This is a genomic window from Phenylobacterium sp. (assembly GCF_036563285.1).
Classification (GTDB): Bacteria; Pseudomonadota; Alphaproteobacteria; order Caulobacterales; family Caulobacteraceae; genus Phenylobacterium.
Window position 1 is genome coordinate 994821 of record NZ_DATCMR010000011.1, and the last position, 16537, is coordinate 1011357.

At 70.2% G+C, this 16537-nt stretch carries 22 protein-coding genes; 11 read left to right on the forward strand and 11 right to left on the reverse strand.

Features of this window, described 5'->3' with window-relative positions; all coding sequences use genetic code 11:
* The first annotated feature begins 210 nt into the window (after positions 1 to 210).
* Entirely contained in the window at positions 211 to 1011 is an 801-nt protein-coding gene (locus VIL76_RS15690) for a response regulator (protein WP_332045969.1), read from the forward strand.
* Between the two features lie 122 nt (positions 1012 to 1133).
* On the opposite strand, the gene VIL76_RS15695 is transcribed toward VIL76_RS15690, so the two are convergent.
* The 4 genes from VIL76_RS15695 to VIL76_RS15710 all read right to left on the reverse strand — a co-directional run bounded on the left by VIL76_RS15695 (position 1134) and on the right by VIL76_RS15710 (position 3043).
* Positions 1134 to 1427, reverse strand: coding sequence for a hypothetical protein (locus tag VIL76_RS15695; RefSeq protein WP_332045970.1), 294 nt, complete (start codon positions 1425 to 1427; stop codon positions 1134 to 1136).
* A 15-nt stretch (positions 1428 to 1442) separates the two neighbouring features.
* Positions 1443 to 1652, reverse strand: a complete 210-nt coding sequence (locus tag VIL76_RS15700; RefSeq protein ID WP_332045971.1) for a hypothetical protein — start codon at positions 1650 to 1652, stop codon at positions 1443 to 1445.
* Between the two features lie 519 nt (positions 1653 to 2171).
* Positions 2172 to 2621 (reverse strand): OmpA family protein, encoded by a 450-nt coding sequence (locus tag VIL76_RS15705; protein WP_332045972.1) that lies wholly within the window; start codon positions 2619 to 2621, stop codon positions 2172 to 2174.
* An 80-nt stretch (positions 2622 to 2701) separates the two neighbouring features.
* Complete coding sequence (locus tag VIL76_RS15710; RefSeq protein WP_332045973.1) at positions 2702 to 3043, reverse strand: YMGG-like glycine zipper-containing protein; 342 nt, start codon at positions 3041 to 3043, stop codon at positions 2702 to 2704.
* A 122-nt stretch (positions 3044 to 3165) separates the two neighbouring features.
* Between VIL76_RS15710 and VIL76_RS15715 the strand changes: the two genes are divergently transcribed.
* Genes VIL76_RS15715 through VIL76_RS15725 form a run of 3 tightly spaced genes read left to right on the forward strand, consistent with a single transcriptional unit; the run spans position 3166 to position 5201 of the window.
* Positions 3166 to 3513: a hypothetical protein gene (locus VIL76_RS15715; protein WP_332045974.1), complete on the forward strand. Its 348-nt coding sequence runs from the start codon at positions 3166 to 3168 to the stop codon at positions 3511 to 3513.
* Positions 3514 to 3538: 25 nt separating this feature from the next.
* Positions 3539 to 4405, forward strand: a complete 867-nt coding sequence (locus tag VIL76_RS15720; RefSeq protein ID WP_332045975.1) for a diacylglycerol/lipid kinase family protein — start codon at positions 3539 to 3541, stop codon at positions 4403 to 4405.
* Between the two features lies 1 nt (position 4406).
* Positions 4407 to 5201: a metallophosphoesterase gene (locus VIL76_RS15725; protein ID WP_332045976.1), complete on the forward strand. Its 795-nt coding sequence runs from the start codon at positions 4407 to 4409 to the stop codon at positions 5199 to 5201.
* Between the two features lie 12 nt (positions 5202 to 5213).
* On the opposite strand, the gene VIL76_RS15730 is transcribed toward VIL76_RS15725, so the two are convergent.
* The 3 genes from VIL76_RS15730 to VIL76_RS15740 form a co-directional block, all read right to left on the reverse strand.
* Positions 5214 to 5387: a DUF1328 domain-containing protein gene (locus VIL76_RS15730; RefSeq protein ID WP_332045977.1), complete on the reverse strand. Its 174-nt coding sequence runs from the start codon at positions 5385 to 5387 to the stop codon at positions 5214 to 5216.
* A gap of 240 nt (positions 5388 to 5627) precedes the next feature.
* On the reverse strand, positions 5628 to 6038 hold the full coding sequence (locus VIL76_RS15735; protein WP_332045978.1) for a hypothetical protein: 411 nt from the start codon (positions 6036 to 6038) through the stop codon (positions 5628 to 5630).
* Positions 6035 to 6346, reverse strand: coding sequence for a glycine zipper domain-containing protein (locus tag VIL76_RS15740; protein WP_332045979.1), 312 nt, complete (start codon positions 6344 to 6346; stop codon positions 6035 to 6037). Before VIL76_RS15740 ends, VIL76_RS15735 begins: the two co-directional genes overlap by 4 nt.
* A 184-nt stretch (positions 6347 to 6530) precedes the next feature.
* Between VIL76_RS15740 and VIL76_RS15745 the strand changes: the two genes are divergently transcribed.
* Positions 6531 to 7946 (forward strand): HWE histidine kinase domain-containing protein, encoded by a 1416-nt coding sequence (locus tag VIL76_RS15745; protein ID WP_332045980.1) that lies wholly within the window; start codon positions 6531 to 6533, stop codon positions 7944 to 7946.
* Positions 7947 to 8148: 202 nt separating this feature from the next.
* Here the strand turns inward: VIL76_RS15745 and VIL76_RS15750 are convergent, their stop codons facing one another.
* The gene (locus VIL76_RS15750) at positions 8149 to 9360 is read right to left on the reverse strand and encodes a CaiB/BaiF CoA-transferase family protein (RefSeq protein ID WP_332045981.1); all 1212 of its coding nucleotides are present in this window, start codon (positions 9358 to 9360) and stop codon (positions 8149 to 8151) included.
* A gap of 59 nt (positions 9361 to 9419) precedes the next feature.
* On the opposite strand from VIL76_RS15750, the gene VIL76_RS15755 reads away from it, so the two are divergent.
* From VIL76_RS15755 to VIL76_RS15780, 6 genes are all read left to right on the forward strand, one after another.
* Entirely contained in the window at positions 9420 to 10004 is a 585-nt protein-coding gene (locus tag VIL76_RS15755) for a DUF4142 domain-containing protein (RefSeq protein ID WP_332045982.1), read from the forward strand.
* 91 nt (positions 10005 to 10095) lie between these two features.
* Positions 10096 to 10776, forward strand: coding sequence for a fumarylacetoacetate hydrolase family protein (locus tag VIL76_RS15760; protein ID WP_332045983.1), 681 nt, complete (start codon positions 10096 to 10098; stop codon positions 10774 to 10776).
* Between the two features lie 16 nt (positions 10777 to 10792).
* Positions 10793 to 11437, forward strand: coding sequence for a maleylacetoacetate isomerase (maiA, locus tag VIL76_RS15765; protein ID WP_332045984.1), 645 nt, complete (start codon positions 10793 to 10795; stop codon positions 11435 to 11437).
* Positions 11438 to 11439: 2 nt separating this feature from the next.
* Positions 11440 to 12054 carry a carbonic anhydrase gene (locus VIL76_RS15770; protein ID WP_332046514.1) on the forward strand — a complete coding sequence of 205 codons (615 nt, stop codon included), beginning with the start codon at positions 11440 to 11442 and terminating at the stop codon, positions 12052 to 12054.
* 90 nt (positions 12055 to 12144) lie between these two features.
* The gene (locus tag VIL76_RS15775; protein ID WP_332045985.1) at positions 12145 to 13947 is read left to right on the forward strand and encodes a M2 family metallopeptidase; all 1803 of its coding nucleotides are present in this window, start codon (positions 12145 to 12147) and stop codon (positions 13945 to 13947) included.
* A gap of 1 nt (position 13948) precedes the next feature.
* Entirely contained in the window at positions 13949 to 14314 is a 366-nt protein-coding gene (locus tag VIL76_RS15780; RefSeq protein WP_332045986.1) for a hypothetical protein, read from the forward strand.
* A 7-nt stretch (positions 14315 to 14321) separates the two neighbouring features.
* On the opposite strand, the gene VIL76_RS15785 is transcribed toward VIL76_RS15780, so the two are convergent.
* The 3 genes from VIL76_RS15785 to VIL76_RS15795 are packed head-to-tail and all read right to left on the reverse strand — an operon-like array spanning position 14322 to position 16524.
* Complete coding sequence (locus VIL76_RS15785) at positions 14322 to 14690, reverse strand: TadE family protein (protein WP_332045987.1); 369 nt, start codon at positions 14688 to 14690, stop codon at positions 14322 to 14324.
* The gene (locus tag VIL76_RS15790) at positions 14687 to 15208 is read right to left on the reverse strand and encodes a TadE/TadG family type IV pilus assembly protein (RefSeq protein ID WP_332045988.1); all 522 of its coding nucleotides are present in this window, start codon (positions 15206 to 15208) and stop codon (positions 14687 to 14689) included. Before VIL76_RS15790 ends, VIL76_RS15785 begins: the two co-directional genes overlap by 4 nt.
* Positions 15208 to 16524: a pilus assembly protein TadG-related protein gene (locus tag VIL76_RS15795; protein WP_332045989.1), complete on the reverse strand. Its 1317-nt coding sequence runs from the start codon at positions 16522 to 16524 to the stop codon at positions 15208 to 15210. The genes VIL76_RS15790 and VIL76_RS15795 overlap by 1 nt, the downstream gene beginning before the upstream one ends.
* Positions 16525 to 16537 lie beyond the last annotated feature (13 nt).

The window sequence follows — 16537 nt, forward strand, 5'->3', positions numbered from 1 at the left end:
GGCAGCCGCCCCCTCTTAGGTTCCCTGTCGCCGCTCAACGCCCGACTGAGCCTCAGGTTCCACTTAAACGCCGACAAAGATGCGGAAAACCTCCGAACTTGGGAACCGGTTCCCCTCAGTGGCGTTTTCGCACCATGATGGGGCCTCGGTTGGGGGAACGCCTACCATGAGGCCTGCCATGCTCCGATTTTCCAGTGGGAGGGGTCACCCTTGAGTCTACTAGCCCGCCTGGCTCCGCACCTGCCTTACGTGCGCCGTTATGCCCGCGCCCTGACCGGGGACCAGACGACCGGCGACCATTACGTCCGTGTCGCGCTCGAGGCGCTGGCGGCCGGGGAGCGGGTGCTGGAAGCCAACCTGACCCCGCGCGTGGCGCTCTACCATGTATTCCACGCCATCTGGTGCTCCTCGGGCGCCCAGCTCGAGAGCCCGGCGGAGGATGACGGCGCCGGCGACGACACCACCCGGCGGCTGATGCGCATCGCGCCGCGGTCGCGCCAGGCGTTCCTGCTCACCGCCCTCGAAGGCTTCACCCCCTCCGAAGCCGCCCAGATCCTGGGCACCGACTTCAACGAGGTCGAGAAGCTGATCGCCGACGCCCAGGCCGAGATCGACGCGGAGCTGGCCACCGAGGTTCTCATCATCGAGGACGAGCCGGTGATCGCCGCCGACATCGAGGCGCTGGTGAAGGAGCTCGGCCACACCGTGGTCGATATCGCCGCCACCCGCACCGAGGCCGTCGACGCCGTCGCCCGCAAGACGCCGGGCCTGGTGCTCGCCGACATCCAGCTGGCCGACGGCTCGTCCGGCATCGATGCGGTGAAGGACATCCTGGCCCGCTTCGACGTGCCGGTGATCTTCATCACCGCCTTCCCCGAGCGCCTGCTGACTGGCGAACGCCCGGAGCCGACGTTCCTGATCACCAAGCCCTTCCAGCCCGAGACGGTGAAGGCCGCGATCGGTCAGGCCCTCTTCTTCCACCCGCGCAAGGCCAGCAAGCAGGCTGCGTAGGGGACCACGAGGTCGTTCCATGGGATGGGGGCGCCGCAGCGATGCGGCGCCCTTTCTCTATTCAGCTCCAAACGAAAACGGCCGCCCGGGGGCGGCCGTCACCGTTGGCTCGGGCCGAGCCCTTATTGCGGGTTCTGCACCGTCTTGGCGGGCGGGGCGGCCATCGAGGCGTCCTTCTGGGCCGGCGTGGTGTTGATGGGCGCGGGCTCCGGCGAGTTGAACATCTTGGCGTCGGCCACCTCCTTGCCGTTGTTCGGCTCGGTCGAGGCCAGGTCGCCGGACTTCCAGGTCCAGGCGCCAAACAGCGCCAGGGCGGCCAGGAGGGTGCCGAACAAGAGCACCCAGACCACGTGCCGGCCGAAGCGGCCCTGGCGCGCGCGGGTGGCGCCGAGAGTCGGTCTGTGGGAATTGGCCATGGTCGAAGAAGCTCCTTACTCGGACGGGAAATAGCTGAAGGGGCCGGTCGTGACCTGGCCCACGACGGCGGCATTGGGGGAGGTGAGCGAGCCGATCACGCCGCTGGCCAGCGCCAGCGCCAGGATGCCGGAGATGACCGCCAGCTTCCGGCGGCTCTGCTGCTGCCGGGTGCTGGGCGTCTTGGCGAGGACGAAGCCGCCCCGGCTGGTGAACTGGTTGCGCACGGTCGAGCGCTCCCTCACGGACCCGGCGGGCCCGTTCGCCCGCCATGGGCCTAACGCACCGCTCCGGCCGGCCGTTCCGCGCCCCCCCTTCCAAATGGTTAAGCTTGAAGAAAACCCTTGCGTTTTCAAGGCTTGTGGATAACTCTGGCGTCGATTGGCTCCCGGCGAAAGCGCCGGCTGCGAGCCTGCGCGACTTTTTCCGAAAATTTTTAACGGCGGGCCGGAACGCACTTCTGGCGAGTGTGTTCTAAGGGGTGCGGAGGCGGCGACGCCCCCCCCGACTTGAGACTGGCGAACATGCCAGTCTGCCGTCTCCGCACCCCTTTTCTCGATGATGCACACTCCGGCGGGTCCCAAGGGACCCGCCCTTTCTTTGTGCCGTGTCACACGCCGTGTCAGGCCTAGTTGCACGAGTCAGCGCGACAACTCTCGCGTTGCGCTAAGCTACTGATTCACATCGAGAAGACCGTGCACAGGAGTGTACGCGGGCGCTATCGTCCGGCCAAAGAAAGGCGTCTGCTATTTCCTGTCGGCGAGACGCAGCACGACCTCGGCGCGGCGGCGCAGCGGCGCGGTCTTGCCGTCGGCTGTGGTGGCGCCCGCCTGTCCGGCGGCCGAGACCTTGAACTCGGCGTTGGGGAGGCCGGCCGAGGCCAGCGCGGCGGTCACCGACTGCGCGCGGCGCTTGGAGAGCTCCAGGTTGGCCTCGGGCGCGCCGGCGGCGTCGGCCAGGCCCAGCACCTCCACGGCGGTGACGCTGCAGCGCCGGGCGGCGTCGGCGGCGGCCTTGATCACCGCGCTGCCTTCCCTGGTCAGCTCGGCGGAATCCGGCTCGAAGTAGATCTGGGCGGTCTGGTCGGCGCACGCGGACGGCGCGCGCACGATGCGCTCGCGGGCCTTCTGCACGGTGGCGCAGGCGGCCAGGCTCAGAGCCAGAGCCGTGATGGCGAAAGTCTTGGCGACGCTCATTTCACCCCTCCCTCGAAGGCACGACAAAGGGCGGTCGGGAAGCCGACCGCCCTCGCCGTTTAGATTGGCGAGCCGGCGCCTCAGCGCGGCGAGCCGTCTTCCCAGTAGTAACGGCCGGTGCCGGAGTCGTAGTAGTAATAACGGCCGACCCGCTCATCGTAGTATTGGCGGCGGTTCGCCGTCGTAGCGCCGCAGCCGCCGTCTTCACGGCAGCCCTTCACCGCGCCGGCCGTCGCGCCGACAGCGGCGCCGATGGCAGCGCCGGTCCCGGCGTCACCGCCGCCGACGTTGTTGCCGATCACGGCGCCGGCGATGGCGCCCAGGGCGGCCCCGCCGACGGCATTGCGCTCGGTGTTCCCGGTGGCGGTGCAGGCCGAAGCGAGCACGGCGGCCCCGGCCAGGGCGATCCATGGCTTGAGCATAGGTTAGCTCTCCTTGTTGTGTCCCCTGGCCGCCCTAACGCGGGGCCAAGCGTGACAGTTCCGCCGGAACCCCTCCACTCCGCGCCACGTTGGAGCGGCATCATTGTTCTTGGAGCCCTCAAATGGTTGGCGTACGCCACGACGCGAACGGCACGGACGAGCTGAAGGCCGACCTTCGCGAAGCCTACGAGCGGGGCCGCCGCGACGAGCGCGCCATGCGCAAGCGTCACCCCGTCCTGATGACCTTCACATTCATCGCCGCCGCCATCGGCATCGTCCTGCTGGCGCTCGCGGCCGTGAACGGCTCGTTCAGCGGCGCTGGCGGCGTGGTCGACAAGAACCTCGCCGTGGCCGCCAACAAGGCCGAGCCCGCGGTCCGCGACGCCGCCTCCAGCGCCGGCGAGGCCGTGCGCGATGTCGGTCAGGACGACACGCCCGCCACGCAGCCCGCCACCCAGCCCGCCGGCTGACGGCGCAATCATGGGGGAGGGGGCGGTGACGCGCATCAGTCGCGTCGAGGTGGTGGCGAACATCGCCTCCGGCAGCGTGAACGACGACGCGCCCGAGGATGCGGCGAAGATCTTCGCCGACTTCGGCGTGCAGGCGCACGTCTGCGCCCCGGAAACCCAGGACCTGGAGGCCTGCCTGCGCCGGGCCGTCGACGCCGCGCCCGACCTTCTGGTGGTGATCGCCGGCGACGGCACCGCGCGCGCCGCCGCCGAGATGTGCGGTCCGCAAGGCCCCATGATCGCGCCATTGCCCGGCGGGACCATGAACATGCTGCCCCACGCCATCTATGGCCCGCGCTCCTGGCAGGACGCCCTTACCATCGCCCTGCACCAGGGCGGCGAGCGGATGCTGGGCGGCGGCGAGGTGGAGGGCCACAAGTTCCTGGTGGCCGCGATCCTCGGATCGCCGGCGCTGTGGGCCCCCGCCCGCGAAGCGGCGCGCTACGGCAACAAGAAGCTGGCGTTCATCCGGGCGCGGCGCGCGATGCGCCGCGCGTTCTCGGGCCGGCTCCGCTACAACCTCGACGCCGGTCCGCGCGAGAAGGCCGAAGCGCTGGTGTTCATGTGCCCCGTCACCTCCCGCGCCCTGGCCGAGGAGGAGCAGGCCCTGGAGGCCGCCGCCCTGGACATCAAGGGCGCCCGCGACGCCTTCGAGCTGGGCTTCCATGCCCTGAAGGGCGACTGGCGCGACGCGCCCGCCGTCGAGACACAGCGCTGCCAGGTGGCCCGCATCTGGGCCGCCCAGGGCGTGCCGGCGATCCTCGACGGGGAGTCCGTGCAGCTCAAATCCCTCGCCGAGGTGGTCTACAAGCCCGACCTCGTGCGCGTGCTGGCCATCCCGAAAGACGTCTGACGTGACGATCCGCTTCGCCCATCTCTCCGACATCCACTTCGGCGGCGAGAACGCCGCCGCCGTCGCCGCGGCGGCCGAGATGATCAACGACGGCAGCTTCGACCTGGTGATCGTCTCCGGCGACCTGACCCGTTACGGCGAGAAGAACGAGTTCGCGGCCGCCGCCGAGTGGCTCGGCGGCCTGAAGGGCCCGCAGCTGGTCACCCCCGGCAACCACGATGCGCCGTATATCGCCTGGCTTGAACGCATCCTGACGCCGTTCCACCGGTTCGAGCAGGCGATCGGGCCCTCGCGGTCGCAGTTCTACCTGGGCAACGGCTTCGCGGTGCGCGGGGTCAATACCGCCCGCGGCGCCCAGCCCCGCCTCAACTGGTCGAAGGGCCAGATCGCCCACGCCCAGGTGCAGGAGGCGACCCGCTGGTTCGAGACGGCGCCGCAGGAGTGCTTCCGCATCGTCGTCTGCCACCACCCGCTGATGGAGATGGTCGGCGGGCCCATGACCGCCAAGGTCTGGAACGGCGCCGCCGCAGCCAAAGCCTTCGCAGAGGCGAAGGTGGACCTCGTGCTGTCCGGCCACATCCACGCGCCGTTCACCTGGCCCTACCCGTTCGGCGACGGAAAGACCTATGCGGTGGGCGCGGGCACCCTCTCTGTCCGCGAGCGCGGCGTGCCGCCGGGTTTCAATGTGGTGGAAATAGAAGGGGCGGCGATCAGAGTCGCCGCCCTCTGTTGGGGGGGCTCGAAATACGAGCCCTATCGCACCTGGTCCTTGGACCGTCGTGCTACGCCCTCCTAAGCGGGCGTGTCCTTAAACTGTCGGCCTACCTCGGACGAAGTGCATCACGATCGAGACGAGGAAGAGCACGAGGAAGACGAAGAACAGGATCTTGGCCACGCCCATCGCGGCGCCCGCGATAGAGGTGAAGCCAAGCAGAGCGGCGATCAGAGCGACCACCAGGAAAGTCAGAGCCCAACCGAGCATTTCGCTTTCTCCTTGCGCCCGAAGGCGCACGTTGCTGTGTCACGAGCTTTGGAAGCTCGGCGTCACAACGTTTCGCGAAATGGCCGTGTTCCGTTTCCCTCCCCTGATGGGGAGGCACGACCGCGCAACGGCCAGGGCGAGGAGGTGGTAGAAATATCCGGGCGCCACAGCTTGACCCCCACGTCCTCACCCGGCTTGCCTGCCGGCGAGCTGTCCCTCCCCGGGAGGGGAGGGAAGCGACTAGCGCTTGCGGGGGTCAGGGGCCCGGGCGGCGCGGCCGGCGACGGCGGCGCTGATGATGGTGGTCACGATCCGCGGGTTGCGGGCGATCACCAGGGCCGCGGCCACCGCGCCGATGCCGGCCACCACCGGCCGCTCGCGGGCGAGCTCCACCAGCCGGGTGGTCAGCGTCGGCTCCTCGGAGCCGGCGGCCTTGCGCATTTCCTTTGGCGCGCTCTTGCGCAGCACGAACACGGCGAGGAGCACGATCAGCAGGGCGGCGACGCCGGCCACGACCGCCGATGCCCCGGCGGGCGTCATGTACTCACGGGCCACGGCATAGAGGGCGTAGGCGAGGGCGACCACGCACACGCCCGCCGCGGCCGCCATCGCTGCGAAGGCGGCCGCAAGCGTCAGTATTCGTTTGATCAACGGCGGCCGGCCGACAGCAGCAGGCCGATCAGCACGCCGATGCCCAGGGCCGCGCCGGTGGCGGCGAGCGGACGCTCGCGGACGCGCTCGGTCACGTACTGCTGGGCCACTTCGAGTTGCTGGCCGGCGTTGTCGGTGTAGACGCGCGACTGGGTGCGCAGCTGCTCGATGCCGTCCTGCACGACCTTCTCGATCCGCGCGCGGGCGTCGTTGAAGGTGCGCTGGGCTTCGGCAGTCAGCTTGTTGGCGGCATCGGAACCAGCGCCGGACTTGGTCTCGTCAGCGGCGTAGTCGGCGTTCGCGGGCATGTCGATGTCTCCAATGAGGATGGCCCCGGCGTGCAGCGGGGGAGCCTAGCCTGAACGTCGGACACGATACGCGGGTTCCGCCTTTCGCGCAAAAGGCAGAGCTTCCCCTCCCCCGCAGACCAAACGCTGTGGGAAACGCACGGTTCCTGTCGACAGGTCGGCAAGCGGCCCTATGTTCGGGCCCATGACGCGTATGGAGTCCGGCCGAAGAGTCGATCCCGAACGCCTGGAGCTGGCCCTGGAGGCCGCAGGGCTGGGCGACTTCCAGTTCGACATGATCCGGGACCAGTTCCTGGTCTCGCGGCGGATGGCGGCCATCACCGGGCTGCCGGAGGGCGTGGTGCCGGCCAACGGCGGTCAGGCCCTGGACAGCTACGTCCATCCTGACGATCTCGAGGCCTTCCGCCGCGACCGGGTCGAAAAGACCAGCAACGGCGGTCCCTACGAGATGGAGTTCCGGCAGATCCGGCCGGACGACGGGCGCACCATCTTCGTGCGGCTGGCGGGCGTGGTGAGCCGCGACGAGACCGGCCGGCCGATCGCGGTGACCGGGATCGTCCAGGACGTCACCTCGCAGCGCCAGGAAGAGGAAAGCCGCCAGCGCCTACTTGCCGAGCTGGACCACCGGGTGAAGAACGTCCTGGCCGCCGTCCAGGCGCTCGCCCAGCAGACCGCCAAGCGCACCACCTCGCTCGACGGCTTCCTCGCCAACTTCAACGGCCGCCTGAAGGCCATGGCCTCGGCCAACGAGCTGCTCACCGCCGCCCGCTGGCGGGGCGCGGCCATCGACCACCTGGCCGCGGCGGAGCTGGGCGCGCTGGCCCCCGGCCAGACCAGCTGGGAAGGCCCCGAGCTGTTCCTGACGCCGCGGGCCGCCAACGCCCTGTCGCTGGCGCTGCACGAGCTCGCCACCAACGCTGTGAAGTTCGGCGCGCTGTCGACCGAGACCGGCCACGTCCAGCTGCGCTGGAGCCGGCGCGGGGACGGCGGCTTCGACCTGCGCTGGACCGAAAGCGGCGGCCCCACGGTCGCCCAGCCCGGCCGCCGGGGCTTCGGCTCGACCCTCCTGGAACAGGTCACCGGTCGCGAGCTGAACGGCGAGACCACGGTGGAATACCGTCCGGCCGGCGTGCAGGTGCGCCTGCGGGCCGGCGCCGCGGCCGTCGCGCCCAGGCCCGACACCGTGCCGGAGGCGCCCGCCGCCCGGGTGGTGGAAACCGTCGCCGCCTCCAGCGGGCCTACCGACCTCAAGGGCGCGAAGGTGCTGATCGTGGAGGACGCCGTCCTGCTGGCGCTGGAGCTCGAGACCGGCCTGTCCGAGGCCGGCGCCGAGGTGATCGGACCCGCCTACGAGCTCGAGGAGGCGATGGCCCTGCTCGACCGGCAGATCGACGCCGCGGTGCTGGACGCCAACCTGAACGGCCGCTCGGTCACCCCCGTCGCCGAGGCCCTGGCGCGCCGCAACGTGCCCTTCGTGTTCGCCACCGGCTACGGCGAGACTGCCGGCGCCCCCGGGGGCTTCGACGCTCCGGTGATCCGCAAGCCCTACGACGTCACCCAGGTCTCCGCCGCCGTCGCGGAGCTGCTCCGGGCGCGCTGACCGACGCCGCCACCGAGGGAAAAGCCGGGGGCGGGCCGGGTTCCACCCCTGAGACAAGGCGCCGCCTCTGCAACTGCCAAGCTTCGCTATACAAACTGTGCCTGGGGGACCTGCGGACACCGCAGGGGCCGGACCGGCGGCCCAGGGACTTCGCCCGGATCAAGCGACCCGACCCTCTTTCTGACGCGCGGAGCCTAGCGCCTCAGACGACGCCTTGGGCTCTTAGCGCCGCGATGTCCTCTGGCGAGCACGCGGCGCGCTCTTTCAGCACCGCGTCGGTGTGCTCGCCCAGCGCCGGCCCCGGCCACCGCACCCGCCCGGGCGTCTCCGACAGCTTCGGGAAGGCGTTCTGCATCCTGATGGCCCCGAACACCGGGTGGTCGGTGGTCACGATGGCCTCCCGGGCGGCGAACTGCGGGTCCTCCAGCATGTCCGGCGCGCGGTAGACCCGGCTGGCCGGGACGCCCTTGGCCTCCAGCAGCGCCAGCAGGTCCTCGAGCGCGAAGCCGCGGGTCCACGCCGCGATGATGCCGTCCAGCTCGGCTTGGTTCTGCCCGCGCGCGGCGTGGCTGACGAACTTCGGATCGTCTTTCAGGTCGGGGCGGGCCATGGCCTCGGTGAGGCGGCCGTAGACCGTGTCGCCGTTGCCGCCGATCAGGATCATCTCGCCGCCGGCGCACGGGTAGGCGTTGGACGGCGCGATGCCGGGCAGGACGGACCCGGAGCGCTCCCGGACATACCCGGTCAGGTCATACTCGGTGACCAGGTTCTCCATCACCGCCAGCACGCTCTCGTAGAGGGCCGCGTCGATCACCTGCCCGCCGCCGGTGCGGGCGCGGTGGTGCAGGGCCATGGTGATCCCCATGACCGCGTGCATGGCCGCCAGGCTGTCGCCGATGGAGATGCCGGCGCGGGCCGGCGGCCGGTCGGGCTCGCCGGTGACGTACCTCAGGCCGCCCATGGCCTCGCCGATCAGGCCATACCCCGCCCGCTGCGCGTAGGGCCCGGTCTGACCGAAGCCGGAGACCCGGGCCATGATCAGGCGCGGGTTCTCCGCCGCCAGGCTCTCGTAGGAGAGGCCCCACTTCTCCATGGCGCCGGGGCGGAAGTTCTCGATCACCACGTCGGCCTGGGCGATCAGGGTCCGCGCGATCCGCTGCCCCTCGGGCTGGCGCAGGTCGAGGCCCACCGACTTCTTGTTGCGCCCGATCACCGGCCACCAGGGCGACAGACCCTTGGGCAGGCTGCGGCCCCACTGGCGCATGGGGTCGCCGACCCGCGGGTCCTCGATCTTGATCACCTCCGCGCCGAAGTCGCCCAGGATCTGGCCGCAGAAGGGGCCGGCGATGAGGGTGCCCATCTCGATCACCACGAGGTCGGAGAGCGGGCCGGGGCGGTCGGTGGCTTCGGGCATGGCGGAACGGGGGCGGACCTTGGCGGTTGAACCCTGAAGGGGCAGCTGGAGCCGAGGCCTTGTCAATCGCGCGCGCCGTTCCCGTCCTCCTCGCCGTGGTGGCGCTTGGCGCCTGCGGGCGCCCCGACGACGCCCAGCGGATGGCCGCCAAGGAGGCCGCGACCCAGCCGCACAAGTCCTCGGTCACCGTCCCGCCGCCGGCGCCCGTGCCGTCCGCCGCCGACTTCGTGGCCAGGTCCTCGGCTGCCGACCTGTTCGAGGTGCAGTCCGGCCAGATGGGCCAGAACCGGGCGGCCAGGCCGCAGGTGCGGGCCTTCGCAGGCAACCTGGTGCGCGACCACACCAGGTCGTCGCAGGAGCTGAAGAAGGCGGTGGCGGAGTCCGGCTACACCATCCAGGCCGGGCAAGCGGCGACGCCGGAGCTGCAGGCGGCGATGAGCGCGATCGGCTCGGCCGCGCCGGGAGACTTCGACCGGGCGTTCATGGAGGCGCAGGTGAAGGCGCACGAGCAGGCGCTGGCGCTGATGCAGGCCTACGCCCAGGACGGCGACGTGCCGTCGCTGAAGGCCTTGGCCGCCGAGCAGGCCGGCGCCATCGCCCAGCACCTGAAGGAGGCGCGAGAGCTGCTGTCTTCCCTGCCCTGATGGGAGGGGACAGGCCGCGCAGCGAGCTGTCCCTCCCTGTGCGGGGAGGGAAGGGTTCACTTCCGGCTCTCGCCGTGGTTTAGGCGACGCCATGAGCGCTTACGTCTTCGAGCCCCGTCCCGTCGCCGTCGTGCCCGTGGAAGGCGAGAGCCGCGGCTTCCCGGTCCGGCGGATCCTCTGCGTCGGCCGAAACTACGCCGCCCACCGCCGCGAGATGGGCGGCGACGACCGCGACCCGCCGTTCTTCTTCGCCAAGCCCGCCGACGCGGTCGTGCCGCCGGGCCAGGATCCGGCCTATCCGCCGCGCACCGAGAACCTGCACTACGAGATGGAGCTGGTGGTGGCGCTGAAGGGGGGCGGCTCCGACGTACCCACGGAGGAGGCGCTGGACCTGGTCTACGGCTATGCCGTGGGCGTCGACCTCACCCGCCGCGACCTGCAGACCGCCAGCCGCGAGAAGGGCCAGCCCTGGGATTCCGCCAAGGGCTTCGACGACTCCGCGCCCATCTCGGCGATCCGCCGCTGGGACGGCCCGCCCCCGCAGGGCCGCATCCGCCTGAGCGTGAACGGCGAGGTGAAGCAGGACGCCAGCGTCGCCGACATGATCTGGAACGTGCCGGAGATCGTCTCGGAGGCCTCGAAGCTGTGGCGCCTGGAGGCCGGCGACCTGATCTTCACCGGCACGCCGGAGCGCGTCGGCGCCCTGAAGCGCGGCGACCGGGTGGAAGGCGAGGTGGAGGGGGTCGGCAGGGTCGCCTTCCAGGTGGTCTGATGGGGCAGGTCGTCTGATGGCCTGGACCTTCCACGGCTACTGGCGCGCCACCGCGCCCTACCGCACCCGCATCGGGCTGCAGCTGAAGGGCTGCGCCTACGACACCGTCTCCATCGACCTGGTGGCCGGCGAGCAGCGGGAGCCCGCCTTCAAGACCGTGAACCCGCAGGGGCTGACGCCGGCGCTGGATCTCGGGGACGGAAATGTGCTGGCCCAGAGCCTGGCGATCCTGGAGTGGCTGGAGGAGACCATTCCCGAGCCCGCGATCCTGCCGAAGGACCCGTTAGACCGCGCCATGGTGCGGCGGATGGCCGGGATCGTGGCCTGCGACATCCATCCGCTGAACAACACCCGGGTGGGCCGCAAGCTGGCCAGGATGGGGCACGCCCAGCCCGAGATCCTCGAGTGGATCCAGGGCTGGATCGGCGAGGGCTTCGACGCCCTGGAGCCGCTGGTGGCCCAGCACGGCAAGGGCTTCGCGTTCGGCGAGACGCCCACCATCGCCGACTGCTGCCTGATCCCGCAGGTCTATTCCGCCCGCCGCTACGAGGTGGACCTCGCGCCGTGGCCGGCGATCGCCGCGGTCGACGCCCGCGCCCAGCAGCACCCCGCCTTCATCGCCGCCCACCCCGACCAACAGCCGGACGCCAAACCCGCATGACCATGCTCGACGACCTGAAGGCCAACAACCGGCGCTGGGCCGAGCGCAAGGTCTCGGCCGACCCCGGCTTCTTCAAGCGGCTGGAGGGCCAGCAGGCGCCGGAATACCTGTGGATCGGCTGCTCGGACTCACGTGTGCCCGCCAACGAGATCGTCGACCTCGATCCCGGCGAGCTGTTCGTCCACCGCAACGTCGCCAACCTCGCCCCGCCGCAGGACGCCAACTACCTTTCGGTGCTCCAGTTCGCCGTGGACGTGCTGAAGGTGAAGCACATCCTGGTGGTGGGCCACTACGGCTGCGGGGGCGTGGCCGCCGCCGTGGACGGCCAGCGCCGGGGCCTGGTGGACCACTGGCTGCATCCCATCCGCGAGGTGCATCACGACCACAAGGCCGAGCTGGAGGCGATCGCCGACGGGCGCAAGCGCTGGGACCGGCTGGTGGAGCTCAACGTCATCCGCCAGGTGCGCAACGTGGCTTCCGACGTGTTCGTGCAGGACGCCTGGGCGCGCGGCCAACAGATCTGCGTGCACGGCTGGGTCTATTCGATCTCCAACGGCCTGGTCACCGACCTCGACGTCAGCGTGGACTGCGCCAAGGACCTCGACCGCCTGGGCTAGTTGGCCTTGACGCAAGGTCTTCGTCGGGGCTTGCATCCGCGCCACAGAGAGCGGCGCTGCGGCGCCGTCGGAAACGCTCAGGACACCCGCATGAAATCGAAGCTGATGGCCGCTGCGGCGGCCGCCGTCCTCCTCGCCGCCGGACCCGCCGCCGCGCAAGGCGCGCGGCCCACCCCCGCCGAGGCCAAGGCCTTCGTCGAGCAGGCCGAAGCCCGCCTGGCGCAGGTCAACGAATACGCCGCCCGCGCCTCGTGGGTGCGCGCCAACTTCATCACCGAGGACACCCAGTGGCTGGAGGCCAAGGCCTCGGCCGAGCAGAACGAGCTGGCCACCCGCCTGGCCATGGACGCCGCGCGCTTCAACGGCGTGCAGGCCGACCCGGTCACGGCCCGCAAGCTGAAGCTGCTGAAACTGTACCTAGTCTCGCCGGCCCCGAACCGGCCGGGCGCGGCGGAGGAGCTGTCGAAGCTGCTGACCCGGATGGACTCCACCTATTCGACGGGCAAGTTCACCCACAAGGGCAAGCAGATCACGCTCAACGACGCCGAGGACATCCTGGCCGAGAGCCGCGACCCGGCCGAGCTGCGGGCCGTGTGGGAGGGCTGGCACGGCGTCGCCAAGCCCATCAAGGCCGACTACGTCCAGTTCGCCAAGCTCTCCAACGAGGGCGCAGTCAGCCTGGGCTACAAGGACACCGGCGCGCTGTGGCGGTCGAACTATGACATGGAGCCGGACGCGTTCGCCGCCGAAACCGACCGTCTCTGGAAGCAGGTGGAGCCGTTCTACCGGAACCTGCACTGCTACGTGCGCGGCCGGCTGAACGCCAAGTACGGCGACGCCGTGCAGCCGAAGTCGGGCCCGATCCGCGCCGACCTGCTGGGCAACATGTGGGCCCAGTCCTGGGGCAACATCTACGACGTCGTCCAGCCGCAGGGGATCACCTCCAGCTACGACCTCGACAAGCTGCTGGTGTCCAAGGGCTACGACCCGATCAAGATGGTGAAGACCGGCGAGAACTTCTATTCGTCGCTGGGCTTTGCGCCCCTGCCGCAGACCTTCTGGGAGCGCTCGCTGATCGTCCGGCCGCAGGACCGGGAAGTCGTCTGCCACGCCTCGGCCTGGGACCTCGACGACAAGGACGATATCCGGATCAAGATGTGCACCAAGGTGAACGGGGAGGACTTCCGCACCGTCCACCACGAGCTGGGCCACAACTACTACCAGCGGGCCTACAAGAACCAGCCGACGCTGTTCCGCAACTCGGCCAACGACGGCTTCCACGAGGCGATCGGCGACTTCGCCGCACTGTCGGCGTCCACGCCCACCTACCTGCAGCAGATCGGCATGCTGGAGAAGGCGCCGGGCGCGGAGGAGGACATCCCGTTCCTGTTGAAGATGGCGCTCGACAAGATCGCCTTCCTGCCGTTCGGCCTGATGGTGGACCGCTGGCGCTGGCAGGTGTTCTCGGGCCAGACCACGCCGGACCAGTACAACGAGGCCTGGACGAAGCTGCGGACCCAGTACCAGGGCATCGTGCCGCCGGGCCCGCGGCCGGCCGACGCCTTCGATCCGGGCGCCAAGTACCACGTGCCGGGCAACACGCCGTACACGCGCTACTTCCTGGCCCACATCTACCAGTTCCAGTTCCACCGCGCGGCCTGCAAGCAGGCCGGCTGGAAGGGCCCGCTGCACCGCTGCTCGGTCTACAACCAGAAGGCCGTGGGCGAGCGCTTCAACAGGATGATGGAGCTGGGCCAGTCGCAGGAGTGGCCGAAGACGCTCGCGGTCTTCACCGGCGAGACGCGCACCGACGCCAGCGCCGTGGCCGACTACTTCAAGCCGCTGGACGCCTGGCTGGTGAAGCAGAACAAGGGTCAGCAGTGCGGCTGGTGACTTGACCGGCTCCGCGCGCCGGCTGGGGCCAGGCGGGGCCATCCTGGTCCTGGCGCTGGCCGGCTGCGCGACGGCGGACGGGTTCACGATCCCGGCCTGGCGGTTCCGCGAGGACTTCCGTAACGACTACATCCCCAGGGGGCCGCCGGATCCGGAGGGCATGGTGACGGACTTCGAATTCCCGCCCCATGGGATCTCGGCGGCGCGCTGCGCGCAGCTTCCCGGCGCCGACGTGGCCGAGTGCCGCTGGACCTACCGCGACATGAGCGGAGATCGTGTCCCGGTGGCCGGGCGGTTCAGGCGCGACGCCCAGGGCCGCTGGCGCTACGTGCCGGACAGCGCCCGCTACGTGGGGCCCGACGCCTAGGCCGGGTTCACGCGTAGCAAGCGGTGGCGGTCAGCGGCACCTTGCCGATCTGGGGCACGAGGCCGAGGTCGTAGGTGGCGGTGGCCGTCACCCGGTGGCCGCAATCGGCGAACTCGTAGCTGAACACCGGCGAGACCTGAGGGCCGGCATAGCGGGACAGCGCATAAGCCCGGGTCGTGCTGGCGTCGGTGCAAACGGTGGTCTTCACCGCCGCGCAGCGCGCGGCGTCCTCGGCGGCGAACTGCAGGCTGTTCACGGAGAAGGCCAGCATGCCGACCGACAACAGGCCGAGCATCATCGCCACGAACACAGGCAGGACGAGGCCGAACTCGACCGCCGTCGCGCCTTCGATGTCTCGGGCGAGGCGCCGGATCATTTCATCCTCATCCAGGCGCTGCGCTGGATCGGGTTGGCGAAGGTGTCCGCCACCGTCGGCACGCCGAGCAGCTTGGCGTGGGTGTAGGTCGTCTGGACGCGCAGGTAGAGCCCCGGGCGGATGCCGCTCTGGCTGACCGACGAGCAGTCGGCGGGCGGGCTGTCGGCGGCGCTCACGTAGGTGAGCTTCCCGGCGGTGCTGACGCAGTAGTAGCCCTCGGTGAGGGGCGAGAGCTTGACGGCGGCGCCCAGCGGCGTGCTGGCGACCGCCGCGCCGGTGGTTGTGGCCAGCTCCGGGCACTTGGTGGTCGCGGGGGTATGCACCGGGTCGCAGGTGGCGAAGGCCGCCTGGGCGGCGGCGTGGGTCGCGGCGCTCACCTGCCGCGCGCTCGAGGCATAGCGGGCCACCTCCACCGCGTTCACGGTGCAGACGCAGAGCAGGCTTGCGATCAGCGACATCTCGACCGCGGCGACGCCGCGGCGGTCACGGGCGAAGCGGATCAGCACGGCCTGGATCATCAGAACACCAGTCGCCCGCGGCTGGGCACGTCGGTGGAGGGCATGGTGAGCCCCGCCTGTTCGCACTCGCCCTTCGCCAGGATGCTCCCCGTGCCGTTCACGCGGATGGAGTTGGCCACCATCACGAAGCAGGACTTGCCGTTGCTCGACTTGTTCACCGCCCCGCTGAAGGTCAGGTCGGCCTTGGGCAGGTAGACCAGGCCGGTGATGTTCCAGGTGGGATCGTTGCCGGCCGCCGACAGGTCCACGCCATCGGTCAGCGCCGGGTCTTGGTAGATCGCCACGCCGGACCACGGGCCCGTCGTCGGCGCCTGGATGTCGATCTCGCCCCCACCCGTAGGGATGTGATCGTAACCGGCGCCAGACCCCGTGAAGACGATGGTCAGGCCCGAGCCGCTGGTGGTCCGCAGCGTATGGCCGTTCAGGTCGAGCCCGCCGTTCTTGATGATCAGGGTGGCGTAGCCCAGACCGGTGTCGATGGTGACGTCCCCGGTCAGCTGGATGTCCCCGCACTTCACCATGTCGCCGCTCCAGTTGAAGTAGCCGGCGAGTTGGTTGGCGGGGGGCAGCGGGTCGCCCTTCTTCTTCTCCGGCGCCTGCGGGTAGCTGGCGCAGTTCTGGGCGGGAAGATTGTCGACGAGGTCCTCGTAGGGATCCTGCAGCGGCTTGACGCCGGAGTTCTGCTTCAGGCCGCAGTTGCTGCTCACGCCTGCGGCGTCGCCGTACTCGGCCTTCAGGTTGTGGCCGTTGCAGTCGGCGTTCGAGTTGGACATCACGCTGCAGCCGGACAGGTCCGCCTTCGGCGCGCCGTTGGTCTGCAGGGCCGTGCCGGAGGTGGACAGCGCCACCAGGCAGTATTCCCGCGGGGCCACGTCCTGGATCGACAGCGCCGTGGCGCTGATCCGCTTGGCCGGGGCCCCGGCCAGGGTGGCGTCGCCGGCATAGCCGACGATACCGGCCAGCAGCAGCTTGGCGGTATGGGTGAGGGTGACGCGGTAGCAGGTGGTCTTGCCGTCCGGGCAGGTCTGGCTGCCCACGACGCTCACCGTCACCCCGTTCTGGCCGTTCACGTAGCCGTACTGCGCGGCCACCGCGACCGCCTCCTCGTCGAAGAATTCGGTGGCGTTGGTGGCCGCCGCCAGAGCCGCGGCGTCGGCGGCGTTCTGTAGGTTGCGTTGCGTGCCGTACCAGCCGGCCACCTCGGTCCCGAGGCCCACGGCGCCCAGCAGGCCGGGCAGGCAGAGCGCCGTGACGATCGCCACGTTGCCGCGGCGGTCGCCGATCAGCTTTCGCAGAAGGGAAGTCTTCGGTCGCATGACCGCAGACCCT

Excerpts from the sequence above, each read along its gene's own strand:
- VIL76_RS15695 (WP_332045970.1), bottom strand. The coding sequence starts at position 1,427 with ATGGCCAATTCCCACAGACCGACTCTCGGCGCCACCCGCGCGCGCCAG.
- VIL76_RS15705 (WP_332045972.1), bottom strand. The coding sequence starts at position 2,621 with ATGAGCGTCGCCAAGACTTTCGCCATCACGGCTCTGGCTCTGAGCCTG.
- VIL76_RS15710 (WP_332045973.1), bottom strand. The coding sequence starts at position 3,043 with ATGCTCAAGCCATGGATCGCCCTGGCCGGGGCCGCCGTGCTCGCTTCG.
- VIL76_RS15715 (WP_332045974.1), top strand. The coding sequence starts at position 3,166 with ATGGTTGGCGTACGCCACGACGCGAACGGCACGGACGAGCTGAAGGCC.
- VIL76_RS15730 (WP_332045977.1), bottom strand. The coding sequence starts at position 5,387 with ATGCTCGGTTGGGCTCTGACTTTCCTGGTGGTCGCTCTGATCGCCGCT.
- VIL76_RS15740 (WP_332045979.1), bottom strand. The coding sequence starts at position 6,346 with ATGCCCGCGAACGCCGACTACGCCGCTGACGAGACCAAGTCCGGCGCT.
- VIL76_RS15745 (WP_332045980.1), top strand. The coding sequence starts at position 6,531 with ATGACGCGTATGGAGTCCGGCCGAAGAGTCGATCCCGAACGCCTGGAG.
- VIL76_RS15750 (WP_332045981.1), bottom strand. The coding sequence starts at position 9,360 with ATGCCCGAAGCCACCGACCGCCCCGGCCCGCTCTCCGACCTCGTGGTG.
- VIL76_RS15760 (WP_332045983.1), top strand. The coding sequence starts at position 10,096 with ATGAGCGCTTACGTCTTCGAGCCCCGTCCCGTCGCCGTCGTGCCCGTG.
- maiA (WP_332045984.1), top strand. The coding sequence starts at position 10,793 with ATGGCCTGGACCTTCCACGGCTACTGGCGCGCCACCGCGCCCTACCGC.
- VIL76_RS15770 (WP_332046514.1), top strand. The coding sequence starts at position 11,440 with ATGCTCGACGACCTGAAGGCCAACAACCGGCGCTGGGCCGAGCGCAAG.
- VIL76_RS15775 (WP_332045985.1), top strand. The coding sequence starts at position 12,145 with ATGAAATCGAAGCTGATGGCCGCTGCGGCGGCCGCCGTCCTCCTCGCC.
- VIL76_RS15785 (WP_332045987.1), bottom strand. The coding sequence starts at position 14,690 with ATGATCCGGCGCCTCGCCCGAGACATCGAAGGCGCGACGGCGGTCGAG.
- VIL76_RS15790 (WP_332045988.1), bottom strand. The coding sequence starts at position 15,208 with ATGATCCAGGCCGTGCTGATCCGCTTCGCCCGTGACCGCCGCGGCGTC.
- VIL76_RS15795 (WP_332045989.1), bottom strand. The coding sequence starts at position 16,524 with ATGCGACCGAAGACTTCCCTTCTGCGAAAGCTGATCGGCGACCGCCGC.